General features: G+C 48.9%; 11 protein-coding genes. 1 reads left to right on the top strand and 10 read right to left on the bottom strand.

Annotation, left to right across the window (positions count from 1 at the left end; all coding sequences use genetic code 11):
* Nucleotides 1–56: 56 nt before the first annotated feature.
* From ispH to HMPREF2872_RS08790, 10 genes are all read right to left on the bottom strand, one after another.
* The gene (gene ispH / locus HMPREF2872_RS08835) at nucleotides 57–1,025 is read right to left on the bottom strand and encodes a 4-hydroxy-3-methylbut-2-enyl diphosphate reductase (RefSeq protein ID WP_070633010.1); all 969 of its coding nucleotides are present in this window, start codon (nucleotides 1,023–1,025) and stop codon (nucleotides 57–59) included.
* A gap of 13 nt (nucleotides 1,026–1,038) precedes the next feature.
* On the bottom strand, nucleotides 1,039–1,545 hold the full coding sequence (gene lspA / locus HMPREF2872_RS08830) for a signal peptidase II (protein ID WP_070633008.1): 507 nt from the start codon (nucleotides 1,543–1,545) through the stop codon (nucleotides 1,039–1,041).
* 148 nt (nucleotides 1,546–1,693) lie between these two features.
* Nucleotides 1,694–2,593, bottom strand: a complete 900-nt coding sequence (gene glyQ, locus HMPREF2872_RS08825) for a glycine--tRNA ligase subunit alpha (protein WP_003685919.1) — start codon at nucleotides 2,591–2,593, stop codon at nucleotides 1,694–1,696.
* 81 nt (nucleotides 2,594–2,674) lie between these two features.
* Complete coding sequence (gene yacG / locus HMPREF2872_RS08820) at nucleotides 2,675–2,857, bottom strand: DNA gyrase inhibitor YacG (protein WP_003682475.1); 183 nt, start codon at nucleotides 2,855–2,857, stop codon at nucleotides 2,675–2,677.
* Entirely contained in the window at nucleotides 2,854–3,474 is a 621-nt protein-coding gene (gene coaE, locus HMPREF2872_RS08815; protein WP_070633007.1) for a dephospho-CoA kinase, read from the bottom strand. The genes yacG and coaE overlap by 4 nt, the downstream gene beginning before the upstream one ends.
* On the bottom strand, nucleotides 3,474–4,361 hold the full coding sequence (locus tag HMPREF2872_RS08810; protein WP_070633006.1) for a prepilin peptidase: 888 nt from the start codon (nucleotides 4,359–4,361) through the stop codon (nucleotides 3,474–3,476). The genes coaE and HMPREF2872_RS08810 overlap by 1 nt, the downstream gene beginning before the upstream one ends.
* A 1-nt stretch (nucleotide 4,362) precedes the next feature.
* Complete coding sequence (locus HMPREF2872_RS08805) at nucleotides 4,363–5,604, bottom strand: type II secretion system F family protein (RefSeq protein WP_070633004.1); 1,242 nt, start codon at nucleotides 5,602–5,604, stop codon at nucleotides 4,363–4,365.
* Between the two features lie 79 nt (nucleotides 5,605–5,683).
* Complete coding sequence (gene pilB / locus HMPREF2872_RS08800; protein ID WP_070633002.1) at nucleotides 5,684–7,363, bottom strand: type IV-A pilus assembly ATPase PilB; 1,680 nt, start codon at nucleotides 7,361–7,363, stop codon at nucleotides 5,684–5,686.
* A gap of 405 nt (nucleotides 7,364–7,768) precedes the next feature.
* Nucleotides 7,769–10,984: a carbamoyl-phosphate synthase large subunit gene (gene carB, locus HMPREF2872_RS08795; protein WP_070633000.1), complete on the bottom strand. Its 3,216-nt coding sequence runs from the start codon at nucleotides 10,982–10,984 to the stop codon at nucleotides 7,769–7,771.
* A gap of 289 nt (nucleotides 10,985–11,273) precedes the next feature.
* Entirely contained in the window at nucleotides 11,274–12,047 is a 774-nt protein-coding gene (locus HMPREF2872_RS08790) for a hypothetical protein (protein ID WP_141752868.1), read from the bottom strand.
* Nucleotides 12,048–12,196: 149 nt separating this feature from the next.
* Between HMPREF2872_RS08790 and HMPREF2872_RS11790 the strand changes: the two genes are divergently transcribed.
* Nucleotides 12,197–12,445 carry a hypothetical protein gene (locus HMPREF2872_RS11790; RefSeq protein WP_210398858.1) on the top strand — a complete coding sequence of 83 codons (249 nt, stop codon included), beginning with the start codon at nucleotides 12,197–12,199 and terminating at the stop codon, nucleotides 12,443–12,445.
* Nucleotides 12,446–12,876 lie beyond the last annotated feature (431 nt).

Raw genomic sequence — 12,876 nt, 5'->3', positions numbered from 1 at the left:
GGCCGTCTGAAAATTTTCAGACGGCCTTAAGTTTTCAAATAAAGCAAATAACAAACTTACCCTTTATTTAGGATCTGTTTGTTTTCGCCCTCACGACGCAACTCTTTGGGCAAGACAAATACAATGCTTTCTTCTGCGCCTTCTCCTTCGCGTATGGTCTCATGTCCCCAATCTTGAATGGTTTGTAAGACTTCTCGAACCAAGACTTCGGGCGCAGATGCACCGGCAGTTACACCGACCTTGGTTTTGTTTTCAAACCATTCTTTTTTCAGATAGGAGGCATTATCGACCATATAGGCATCAACTCCGCGCAATGCGGCTACTTCTCGCAAGCGGTTGCTGTTGGAAGAGTTGGGTGAACCGACAACAATTACGAGATCGCATTCTTCGGCCAATTCTTTAACAGCGGTTTGGCGGTTGGTTGTGGCGTAGCAGATGTCTTCTTTGTGCGGATTACGGATATTGGGAAAGCGTTGATTTAAAGCTGCAATGATGTCTTTGGTTTCGTCTATCGATAAAGTGGTTTGGCTGACGTAGGCAAGTTTGTCAGGATTTTTGACGTTCAGTCCGGCCACATCTTCCACTGTCTCAATCAGAAACATTTTACCCGGAGGTAATTGTCCCATTGTGCCTTCTACTTCGACGTGGCCTTTGTGGCCGATCATGATAATTTCGTAATCTTGCTCATCGAGGCGGGCTACTTCTTTATGGACTTTGGTTACCAGAGGGCAGGTGGCATCAAAAACGCGGAAACCACGTTGTGCCGCTTCTTCCTGGACTGCTTTGGATACGCCGTGAGCCGAGTAAATCAGTGTGGCACCCTTTGGGACATCCGCCAAGTTATCGACAAATACGGCACCTTTTGCCCGCAGATTGTCGACGACGAATTTGTTGTGAACGACTTCATGGCGGACGTAAATAGGCGCGCCGAATTCTTCGAGTGCACGTTCAACAATGCTGATGGCACGGTCAACACCGGCACAGAAGCCGCGGGGATTGGCAAGGATAATGGTTTTTTGAGTCATGTGTGTTCCGTTTTCAGACGGCCTTTGTGTCGTTTGAAGGTGTTTTTTTGTGCAGCAAACCGTCTATTACCAAGCAAACTGCGCCAACGCAGATAAAGCTGTCGGCAATGTTAAATGCGGGGTAGAACCAGTTTTGCCAATAGAAAAGCAGAAAATCGACAACGTGGCCGTGAATCAGACGGTCAACCACATTGCCAATCGCGCCGCCGATAATCATGGCAGCCCCTAGTTTGCCCCAGCGGCCAAACTCATCACGCAAAATGGCACGGGCTAAATACAAGCTGATAACGACGGCCAGACCTAAAAAGAAGAATTTCTGCCAGCCGCCTTGGTCGGCTAAAAAGCTGAATGCCGCGCCTGGATTATAGGCAAGGGTCAGGTCAAAGAAGCCTGGAATGATATTGAGGCGTTCGCCTTCGGTAAAGTGTTTCAAGATTTCCCATTTGCTCAGTTGGTCAAGAATGATGGCAACGAGGGAAAGTAAGAAAAAGGGAATTTTTGCAGAAGAGGATGAACTCATGTTTTCAGACGGCTTATGTAATAAAGGGTTTATTTTACCTGAAAGCAGGCTGGAAGTGTTTACGATGGCATTGACGTCAAGGCCGTCTGAAAATAGAAACGCCGCCACTTGAATATATCAAAGGGCGGCATAGTAAGTATGTGTGGGCTTATTGGTTTTTAAGCAATGGGAAGCCCAGTTTTTCGCGGCTTTCAACGAATTTTTGTGCAACGATACGGCTCAGTGCACGAATGCGGCCGATGTAGGTTGCGCGTTCGGTAACGGAAATGGCACCGCGTGCATCCAAGAGGTTGAACGTATGGCCGGCTTTGAGTACAAGCTCGTAAGCAGGCAGGGCAAGACTGGTGTCTTCAACTGCAAGCAGGCGTTTGGCTTGTTCTTCATAGTCGTTGAATTGGCGCAAGAGCCAATCGGCATCGCTGTATTCGAAGTTGTAGGTAGATTGCTCGACTTCATTTTGATGATAAACGTCGCCGTAAGTGACGATGTTGCCATCAAGAGTTTTTGCCCAAACGAGGTCGTACACATTTTCCACGCCTTGCAGATACATGGCAAGGCGCTCGATACCGTAGGTGATTTCACCGAGCACAGGGGAGCAGTCGATACCGCCGACTTGTTGGAAGTAGGTGAATTGGGTTACTTCCATGCCGTTGAGCCAAACTTCCCAACCCAAGCCCCAAGCGCCGAGAGTAGGGTTTTCCCAGTCGTCTTCGACAAAACGGATGTCGTGTACTTTAGGGTCGATACCCAATTCGCGCAGGGAATCGAGGTATAGGTCTTGAATATTGGCCGGTGCAGGTTTGAGCGCAACTTGGAATTGATAGTAGTGTTGCAGGCGGTTGGGGTTGTCGCCATAGCGGCCGTCTTTGGGGCGGCGGCTGGGTTGAACGTAAGCGGCAAACCAAGGCTCTGGGCCTAACGCGCGCAGGCAGGTGGCTGGATGCGAAGTACCGGCACCGACTTCCATATCGAAAGGTTGGATAACGGTGCAGCCTTTGTCTGCCCAGTAGTTTTGTAATTTGAAAATAATTTGTTGGAAGGTGAGCATGGTGGATGGAATAGGTTGGAATAAAGAGGGTATTTTACTGTTTTGAGCCTGTTTTGGATAGACTGAAGGAGGCGGCGCAGTTTATTTGCCGTCCAACAGGTCTGAAAAAGGATCGTCTTCCGAAGAAACGGTGTATTTTTCTTGTGCCCATTCGCCTAAATCAATAAGTTTACACCGTTTGCTGCAGAAAGGGCGGTAGGGGCTGTCGGTGTTCCAAACAACTTCTTTGTGGCAGGTTGGACATTTTACAACAGGTGCGGTCATGCAGTTTCTTTCGGTGATTGTGCAATGGATTGATAGTATTGATGCAAGCGGGCAACCTTGATTTTTGCTTCTTCCATGCTATGAGTATTATCCAATACATCGTCGGCATGCAGCAGTCTTTCACATCGAGAAGCTTGGGTGGCCATGATTTGACGCGTTTGTTCTTTTGAAAAACCATTGCGTTGATGTACGCGTTCGATTTGGACGGACTCTGGAACATCTACAACCAAAATGCGGTCAGTCTCCGCTTTAAATGCCGGATTCTCAATCAAAAGCGGTACATCGACAATGCCGTAGGCGGATGAGGCAAGTTGTTGTTTCTGCTGTTGGATTTTGTTTAAGATTAATGGCAGAAGCAGGTTTTCCAGTTGTTTTTTGGATTGAGGCCGTCTGAAAACTTCTTCCCGTAGAGCCATACGATTCAGACGGCCTTCACTGTCAAAAACCTCATCGCCGAAAAGCTGGCGGATGGCAGGAAGGGCTTCACCGTTTTCAGCGGTCAGTGAACGGCTGATGGCATCGGCATCGATAATGGGTGCGCCAAGTTCGGCAAACATTTGGGCAATAGATGATTTACCGCTACCGATACCGCCGGTCAAGCCTATCCATAATGTCATTATCGGAATCCTGATTGTACGAGCCACCATTGTACCAGTTGGGTAATAGGTGCATTGGCAACCAAAATAATCCATCCTGCTACAGCAAGGCTGGGACCAAAAGCAAAATATTGACCTTTACCGACGCGGGCAATGAGTGCGCCCACCAGTCCGACTAAGGCAGCCATGAAGATCAGAACAGGCAAGATACCTACGCCCAGCCATGCCCCGAGCGCGGCCAAAAGTTTGAAGTCGCCATTGCCCATGCCGATTTTACCGGTCAGAAGTTTATAGACGGCGCATAAAGTATAAAGGCTCATATAGCCTGCGATTGCGCCTAAAACGGCTGAATGCAGGGGTACGAATGTGTCATTCAGATTAAACAGCAGGCCGATCCAGATTAGGGGCTGAGTCAGGCTGTCGGGTAAATATTGTGTATCGGCATCAATAAAGGTCAGCGCAATCAATATGGCAGTCAAAATTAATCCGCTAATAGTTGTACATGACCAGCCGTATTGCCACGCGACAATACCGAATAAGACACTTGTCAGCAGCTCAATCAGCGGATAGCGTATGCCGATAGCGGTTTTGCAGGAGTGGCATTTCCCGCCCAGTAAAACATAGCTGAGGATGGGGATGTTTTGCCAAGGTTTGACTGGGTTTTTGCATTTTGGGCAGCGTGAATTCGGTTTGCACAGATTAAATGGCTGTTTTTCTTCATCTGTCAGCTTGATGCCCAAATGCTCTTTAGAAAATTGTGTCCATTCGCGTTCCATCATTATCGGCGTGCGATAAATGACAACGTTTAGAAAGCTGCCAATCAGCAATCCTAAAATAACGGCTAAAGGAATGGCGAATGGCGCAAGAACGGAGAGGGCGTCGATGGCAGAGTAAATACTATCAAGCATATCAACCTACGACATTACCCAAGTTAAACAGCGGCAGATACATGGCAATCAGCAAGATACCGATGAGCGAACCCAATACCACCATGATGATAGACTCCATCAAGTGAGACAATCGGGAGACGGAGTTGTCTACTTCATCTTCGTAGAATTCGGCAGCTTTGTTCAGCATATCGTCCAAAGAGCCTGACTCTTCGCCGATGGCCGCCATTTGGATCACCATATTGGGGAACATATCCGTACTTTGCATACTGGATGTCAGCGACAGACCTTGGGTTACCTTGGCGCGGATGTCTTGAGTGGCTTCTTCATAGAGAATATTGCCGGATGCGCCTGCAACTGAATCTAATACTTCCACCAAAGGAACGCCGGCTGCGAAGAGGGTGGAAGTCGTACGCGCCCAACGGGCAATGGTTGCTTTACGGACGATGGCGCCAAAAACAGGGAGTCTCAAAATCAGAGCATCGATTCGTTTTTGGAAGGTAGGCGATTTTTCATGGAGTTTGTACAGGCCGAAGGCGGAAACAATCAAAAGGATGATCATAATCCAGCCATAGTCGACGAATAAATCGGACAAGCTCATGACGAGTTGGGTAAGGCTTGGCAGCTCTGCCCCCATATTGGCATAAACTTCTTTAAAGGCAGGCAGTACAAACATCATCATGATGAAGATAAGCGCAATTGCCACCACGATAATGGCAATCGGGTAGGTCAGTGCGGTTTTAACCTTTTTCTTAATGGCTTGCGTTTTTTCTTTATAGACAGCCAGTTTGTCCAATAGGCTTTCCAGTACGCCGCCGGACTCGCCTGCGCTAACCAGATTACAATAAAAGCGGTCAAAATATTTTGGATATTTGGAGAACGATTTACCCAATGCGCTACCTTGTTCGACATCGGAGCGAACCTGCATCAGCATTTCGGTCATGCTCGGATTGGAGTGGCCGCGCGCAACGATTTCAAAAGCCTGCATCAGCGGTAAGCCTGCCTTCATCATCGTTGCCAGTTGGCGGGTGAACACTGTAATGTCTTCTTGGGTAATACGGCGTTTGCGTGCGGTTTTAACTTTGCTGATACGCAAAAGACGAATGCCTCTGCGTTGGAGTTTCTTGCGTGCTTCTTCTTCGTCTTTGGCAACTACTTCACCATGGACAAGACGTTCGGTCTCGGTATTTTTTCCTTCAAAAGTAAAACGCTTGCCTTTGCTTCTTGAGCCGAACAGACTTCTTTTTTGCTCTGCTTGAGCCATGTGTTATCCCTTGTTAGTAAGAAATAAAGCGGACTGTTTCCGCGTGCCGCTTTATTTTAATTTTCGAAAATATGGCAGTTTAGTCATTGGTATGAGCAGTCACTTCTTCCAACGAGGTCAGGCCTTGCATGACTTTCATGAGGCCGGCGCGACGCAAGTCTACCATGCCTTCCTGATAGGCCATGTTCATGATATCAACTTCTGTACCGTTGTTCATAATGACTTTTTGCATTTCATCGCTGACCGGCATGACTTCATAAATACCGATGCGGCCTTTAAAGCCTTTGCCGCGGCAGCTGTCGCAGCCAACCGGGCGGTAGAGTTTCCAATCTTGAGCCAAGTCCGTATCGGTAAAGCCGGCTTTTTTCAATGCCGGAACCGGCGGGCGTTCAACTTCGCGTTTGCAGTTTGGACACAGTCTGCGCAACAGCCTTTGCGCCATAATCAGGCTGACCGAGCTGGCGATATTGAAAGGCGCTACGCCCATGTTCAAAAGGCGGGACAGCGTGGCCGGTGCATTATTGGTATGCAGGGTCGAGAAAACCATGTGGCCGGTTTGGGCGGCTTTAATGGCGATGTCGGCGGTTTCCAAGTCTCGGATCTCACCGACCATAATAATATCAGGATCTTGGCGCAAGAAGGATCGGAGTGCGGCAGCAAACGTCAGACCTTGTTTCTCATTGACGTTGACTTGGTTGACGCCCGGCAGGTTAATCTCGGCCGGATCCTCGGCCGTCGAAATGTTCACATCTTCCGTGTTCAAAATACTCAGGCAGGTATAGAGTGAAACGGTTTTGCCCGAACCTGTCGGACCGGTAACCAACACCATGCCGTAAGGGCGGTTGATGGCCTCAAGCAGCATTTCTTTTTGGAAAGGCTCTAAGCCGAGCTGGTCGATATTGAGCGATGTACCATCGGAATTTAGGATACGCATTACCACTTTTTCGCCAAACAACGTCGGCAACGTGCTGACACGGAAGTCAATCGGACGGCCGTGTTTATGGAAGGCAATTTGAATTCTGCCGTCTTGCGGAATACGTTTTTCGGAAATATCCAAACGCGCCATCACTTTGATGCGCGATGCTAACTGGCCGCGCACGGCGACAGGAGGCTGTACGACTTCACGCAATTGTCCGTCCACGCGGAAACGAACGCGCGCCATTTGCTCGTAGAATTCAAAGTGGATATCCGATGCGCCCGCGTTCAGGGCATCGGATAAGGTTTTATGGATGAAGCGGGGGATTGGACCGTCTTCAGCTTCTTCATTGTCGATATAAAGCGATTGCGATTGCTGCGTTGCTTCATGTTCGTCGTTGATTTCTTTCAGAATGGTGGTCGAACGTTGACCTAGCCATTCCAGCAATGAGCTGAGCTGGTCGTCTGGAACTACTACCAAGTCGACACTTAAACCTGAAGCAAAAGCAATTTTTTGAAATTTTTGGATTTGGGTCGGATCGGATACGGCGAAATAAACCTTGCGTCCGCGTTTGAAAATCGGAATGCAACGGTTTTGCACCATTTGCTCTTCCGTCAGAATGTCGCTGACTACATTATTGCGCGGGTAGTAGCGCAAATCCAAAAGGGGATAGCTGAATACGCGCGCGACTAAGTCTCCCAGAGCTTTAGGGGAGATGATGCCGTCTGAAAACAGGTTGGGCAGGATTTCTTTGCCCGATTGTAAAAGGCTGTTGTAATGTTCCGCTTGTTGATTTGAGATGGTCTGGCTTTGAACCAAAACACGCAATAATCCGACACTCATTTTATTTTCCGTTTCTTGTGCAGTTTTCCCTTTAATTTAGAGGAAAGCCGTATTATTTTATCATTATTATGATTAAAGCATATGTTTAATTATGCAAATCTGCTTAAGTGGCAAAGACATGCTTCTGCTTTAATTGTATTTTTATTTCAGACGGCCATTATAAAGCAAGGAGAATAGGCGTTAAACTCGATATTTTTGGATTATGATGAAAAAACAACAATTTTGTCGTATGAATCCAATCAATAACGAAATTATATTTCATGTTGCTATTACTTGTTTGGAGATGGCAGAAAAGGTTGTTTTGATGGACAGACGGTTGGAATTTGAAATATGAAAAGGCCGTCTGAAACTGAGCAATCAGGTTTCAGACGGGGCCTTTTAGCTATTTAAATCCGATAGGATTGATTAGGCTTTGTTTTTCAACCGTCCATGCAATTCCTGCACGCTATACACGCCCAAGTGGTCGCGGCTTTTTGCGCCTTCGCTCATGGCTTCGCCGCCGGCGATGGTGGTGTATTGCGGCACGCGTTGGGTTAGGGAGGTGCGGCGGATGCTGTGGCTGTCGGCGATGGATTGTGCCGAGCTGCTGACGGTGTTGACCACCAGTGCGATTTCGCCGTTTTTAATCGCGTCCACGATGTGCGGGCGGCCTTCCTGCACTTTGTTTACCGCCTGCACGATGATGCCGTGCTCTTTCAGGTATTCGGCGGTGCCGCGTGTGGCGCAGACGCCGTAGCCGAGTGCTTGGAAGTTTTGCGCGGTTTTGACGATGAGCGGTTTGTCTTCGTCGCGCACAGCCAGGAAGATTTTGCCGGTCGGGTTCAGGCGTTCGCCTGCACCGAGTTGGGCTTTGTAGTAGGCTTCGCCGAAGCTTGCGCCCACGCCCATCACTTCGCCGGTGGAGCGCATTTCGGGGCCGAGGATGGTGTCCACGCCGGGGAATTTGATGAAGGGGAACACGGCTTCTTTAACGGCATAGAAATCGGGGACGACTTCTTTTTCCACGCCTTGCTCTTGCAGGGAAATGCCTGCCATACAGCGCGCGCCGACTTTGGCGAGCGGTACGCCGGTGGCTTTGGAGACGAAGGGAACGGTGCGGCTGGCGCGCGGGTTCACTTCCAACACGAACACAACGCCGTCTTGCACGGCAAACTGTACGTTCATCAGGCCGACCACGCCCAGCGCGTATGCCATGGCTTTGGTTTGGCGGCGGATTTCATCTTGGATTTCTTCGCTGAGCGAGTAGGGGGGCAGCGAGCAGCCGGAGTCGCCGGAGTGGATGCCTGCCTGTTCGACGTGCTGCATGATGCCGCCGATAACGACGTCTTTGCCGTCTGAAACGCAGTCCACATCGACTTCAATCGCGTTGTTCAGGAAGAAGTCGAGCAACACGGGGCTGTCTTCGGATACCTGCACGGCTTCGCGCATGTATTTTTGCAGCTCTTCGGCGGAGTGGACGACCTGCATGGCGCGGCCGCCGAGGACGTAAGACGGACGCACGACCAGCGGATAGCCGATTTCTTCGGCTTTGACGAGCGCTTCTTCTTCGTTGTGGGCGATGCGGTTGGGCGGTTGGCGCAGGCCTAAGTCGTTCAACACTTTTTGGAAGCGTTCGCGGTCTTCGGCGGCGTCGATGCTGTCGGCGGATGTGCCGATGATGTTCACGCCGTTTTCAACCAGCGCGTTGGCGAGTTTCAGCGGGGTTTGACCGCCGTAATGCACAATCACGCCCCACGGGTTTTCGGTGCGGACGATTTCCAACGCGTCTTCCAGCGTCAGCGGCTCGAAATACAGGCGGTCGCTGGTGTCGAAGTCGGTGGACACGGTTTCGGGGTTGCAGTTCACCATAATCGTTTCAAAGCCCGATTCGCGCAGGGCGAGCGCGGCGTGAACGCAGCAGTAGTCAAACTCGATGCCCTGACCGATGCGGTTCGGACCGCCGCCGAGAATCATTACTTTTTTACGCTCGGAAGGACGCGCTTCGCATTCCTCTTCGTAAGTGGAGTAGAGATAGGCGGTTTCGGTGGCGAACTCGGCAGCGCAGGTATCGACGCGTTTATACACGGGATGCAGCTTCAGCGCGTAGCGGTGTTCGCGCACCTCTTTTTCTTTTACGCCTAAAAGCTGCGCGATGCGTTTGTCGGAGAAGCCTTTGCGTTTCAGACGACGTAGGGCGGCGAAATCCAAATCTTGCAGGCAGCCTGCACTTACCTGCTGCTCTTCTTTCACCAAGTCTTCGATTTGCGCCAAGAACCAAGGGTCGATGGCGCAGATTTCGTGGATTTCTTCCAGCGTGAAGCCCGCGCGGAACGCGTCTGCCACAAACAGCATACGCTCAGGGCCTGGGTTCGCCAGTTCGCGGCGGATTTCCGCTTTGTCTTCGCTGCGCGGATTGAAGCCGCACAAGCCGGTTTCCAAGCCGCGCAGGGCTTTTTGGAAGCTTTCCTGAATGGTGCGGCCCATCGCCATCACTTCGCCCACCGATTTCATCTGCGTGGTCAGGCGGTCGTCTGCGGCAGGGAATTTTTCAAACGCAAAACGCGGGATTTTGGTTACCACATAGTCGATGGAAGGCTCGAATGACGCGGGTGTGCGACCGCCGGTGATGTCGTTGCGCAACTCGTCCAGCGTAAAGCCGACCGCCAGTTTCGCCGCCACCTTCGCAATCGGAAAACCCGTCGCTTTGGAAGCTAATGCAGACGAACGGCTCACGCGCGGGTTCATCTCAATCACAATCATCTCGCCGTTTTCAGGGTTCACCGCAAACTGCACGTTCGAGCCGCCCGTGTCCACGCCGATTTCGCGCAATACCGCCAGCGAAGCGTTGCGCATGATTTGGTATTCTTTGTCCGTCAGCGTTTGCGCCGGCGCAACCGTAATCGAGTCGCCCGTATGCACGCCCATCGGGTCGAAGTTTTCAATCGAGCAGATGATGATGCAGTTGTCCGCCTTATCGCGCACCACTTCCATCTCGTACTCTTTCCAGCCGAGCACGGACTGCTCAATCAGCAGCTCATGCGTGGGCGATGCATCGAAACCGCGTTCGCAAATCGCTAAAAACTCGTCTTTATTGTAGGCAATACCGCCGCCCGAACCGCCCATCGTGAAAGACGGACGAATCAGCGTCGGAAAGCCGACCTGTTCCTGCGCCGCCAAGGCTTCGTTCATCGTGTGGCAGACAAAGGATTTCGGGCAGGAGAGGCCGATTTTCTCCATCGCCTCCTTAAAGCGGCCGCGGTCTTCCGCCTTGTCGATCGCGTCTTCCGTCGCGCCGATCAGCTCGACATTGTATTTCGCCAGCACGCCGTTGCGCGCCAAATCCAGCGCACAGTTCAGCGCGGTCTGACCGCCCATCGTGGGCAGAATCGCATCGGGCCGCTCCTTGGCGATAATCTTCTCCACCGTCTGCCACATAATCGGCTCGATGTAGGTAACATCCGCCATTTCAGGGTCGGTCATAATCGTGGCGGGGTTGGAATTCACCAGAATGACTTTATAGCCTTCTTCACGCAAAGCCTTGCAGGCCTGTGCGCCGGAATAGTCAAATTCGCAGGCCTGACCGATAACGATAGGGCCGGCGCCGATGATAAGGATGGATTTTAGGTCGGTACGTTTGGGCATGGTGGGTCTCTTTGAAATAGAAATATAGCAGTTAAAATTATTTAGGGCTGGAAATTCCATGCATCACAACATAGTGTTTCCATATTGATATGTATGGCGTATTCAAAATCTTCATTCATTTTAAATAGGTAATTTATTTGTTCATTTTGTTGATTATCTATATTTTTACTTATATTGTTATTAATTGTGTATTCACTAAAGAAAGAACAATTTTTCGGAGGGGCAAGAAAAGTAATAATATGTAAAATTTCTTTTGAATGGATAATATATTCTAAACTTTTTGTTCGCTTTAAATTTGATTTGTTTGGAAAATATAATCGGTGATCATTATATTCATCAGTTCTAAAAAACTAATTAAGGATGCTTCAATTGTTTTTATGGTATTTGAAAAATTTAATATAGGATCTAATTCATCCTCTTTAAATCTTAATAAGCAAATAGAACAATTTAAATTGGGTGTTTTTTGTAATTTTGCAAGTATTACTTGTAATTTTTCATGACCTTTTCCTAATCTTTCAAGTGCAGTTCTCTTTTCATGTTCTTTATTTTCTTTTTCTGCAATCCCAATATATTTAATTGTTAGTGGTATTTTAAAATCTAAAAAATTGGTTGAATAGTGAGTAATAAAATGTAAATCGAAAACAAGTTTAATTTCTTTGTTATTTTGTTGAAATATAAAACCATCTAATATTTCATTCTGAGTGTAGCTTGTTGGTGTAATTTCAACTGGTTTATCCCAATCCAAGATTAAGAATTCTTTTGGGAAGTTAAAATTTATTTCTATTTGTTTTTTAATGTCTAGCAATTCTATTGTAGCTGAAAATCCATTAGTATCAATAATAATAGAATTAGGTAAAATGCTAAATTTAGAATGCGTTATTATTATATAGATATGAAAATTATTAAAATCCCCAGTAGTAATTAACTTTTCATTCTTATTAACGTGAATTTCATTGAACTCGTTTGATTGCGTGCTTTCTATTTTTGAAAACTCTCCAATATGAAGAGAAGGATAAACTAATGGAGTTGGGGTACATAAAAAAAGGGTATCATTATTTTGCATATTGATATATTCCTCATAAAAAATAGCTTGTAGGTCGGATACTTGTATCCGACATTTCCCCGCAAGGGGAAAATCCACGTCCCATCACGCCGCTGCCGTCCAATGCTGCCCTACGGTCGGCTGTCGGATTCGAGAATCCGACCTACGGTGTGTGTTGTCTGTTAAAGCAAGCCGTAGCCCGCATGGTAGGGTGTGCGCTGTATGCACGCACGCGTTCTCCATTTTCCCTGCAACCCCACCCCACCGCGTGCGTGCCTTGCGGCACACGCCCTACCGATGGGTTCAAAGGTCGTCTGAAAAAACGCTCGCGGCGTTTGTTCCATCTGCCTTGCGATAAAGGCTACCTGAAAAATTCCCGCTGTCGATGTTTCGGGCATTCTTTTTCAGACGGCCTGTAACGCTTGAATCTGCTGCAATCCGCCCCCTCCCCCGTGGGGGAGGGTTGGGGAGAGGGCATCTCCCGAATTTCGGCAATCTTTCCCAAACTCCTTAACCGCCCCAATACAAGCCTTGCGGCTTGTTGCCCTCTCTCTAACTCTCTCCCACGGGGAGAGAGGACGGGGTGGCTGTTGGGGTTAAAGGTTATGCAAGGAAAACAGGTTGTGCGGGCTGCTTTTTGTTTTTCAGACGACCTGCATCAACAGTTGTAAATCCAAGTTGCTTTTCAAACCGCCTGTAACCGTAAAATCTGCTGCAACCTACTCCCTCCCCCGTGGGGGAGGGCTGGGGAGAGGGCATTCTCCCAAATCGCGACAATCTTTCCCAAATTCCCTAACCACCGAAAATACAAGCCTTGTGGCTTGTTGCCCTCTCTCTAACTCTCTCCCAC

Source organism: Neisseria sp. HMSC069H12 (genome assembly GCF_001812735.1).
GTDB lineage: Bacteria > Pseudomonadota > Gammaproteobacteria > Burkholderiales > Neisseriaceae > Neisseria > Neisseria subflava.
This window is presented reverse-complemented; position numbering and strand designations above follow the sequence as displayed.

Bases quoted from the DNA above. Each gene is read 5' to 3' on its own strand.
- ispH (WP_070633010.1), bottom strand. From the start codon at position 1,025: ATGACTCAAAAAACCATTATCCTTGCCAATCCCCGCGGCTTCTGTGCC.
- carB (WP_070633000.1), bottom strand. From the start codon at position 10,984: ATGCCCAAACGTACCGACCTAAAATCCATCCTTATCATCGGCGCCGGC.
- coaE (WP_070633007.1), bottom strand. From the start codon at position 3,474: ATGACATTATGGATAGGCTTGACCGGCGGTATCGGTAGCGGTAAATCA.
- pilB (WP_070633002.1), bottom strand. From the start codon at position 7,363: ATGAGTGTCGGATTATTGCGTGTTTTGGTTCAAAGCCAGACCATCTCA.
- HMPREF2872_RS08805 (WP_070633004.1), bottom strand. From the start codon at position 5,604: ATGGCTCAAGCAGAGCAAAAAAGAAGTCTGTTCGGCTCAAGAAGCAAA.
- lspA (WP_070633008.1), bottom strand. From the start codon at position 1,545: ATGAGTTCATCCTCTTCTGCAAAAATTCCCTTTTTCTTACTTTCCCTC.
- yacG (WP_003682475.1), bottom strand. From the start codon at position 2,857: ATGACCGCACCTGTTGTAAAATGTCCAACCTGCCACAAAGAAGTTGTT.
- HMPREF2872_RS08810 (WP_070633006.1), bottom strand. From the start codon at position 4,361: ATGCTTGATAGTATTTACTCTGCCATCGACGCCCTCTCCGTTCTTGCG.
- HMPREF2872_RS08790 (WP_141752868.1), bottom strand. From the start codon at position 12,047: ATGCAAAATAATGATACCCTTTTTTTATGTACCCCAACTCCATTAGTT.
- glyQ (WP_003685919.1), bottom strand. From the start codon at position 2,593: ATGCTCACCTTCCAACAAATTATTTTCAAATTACAAAACTACTGGGCA.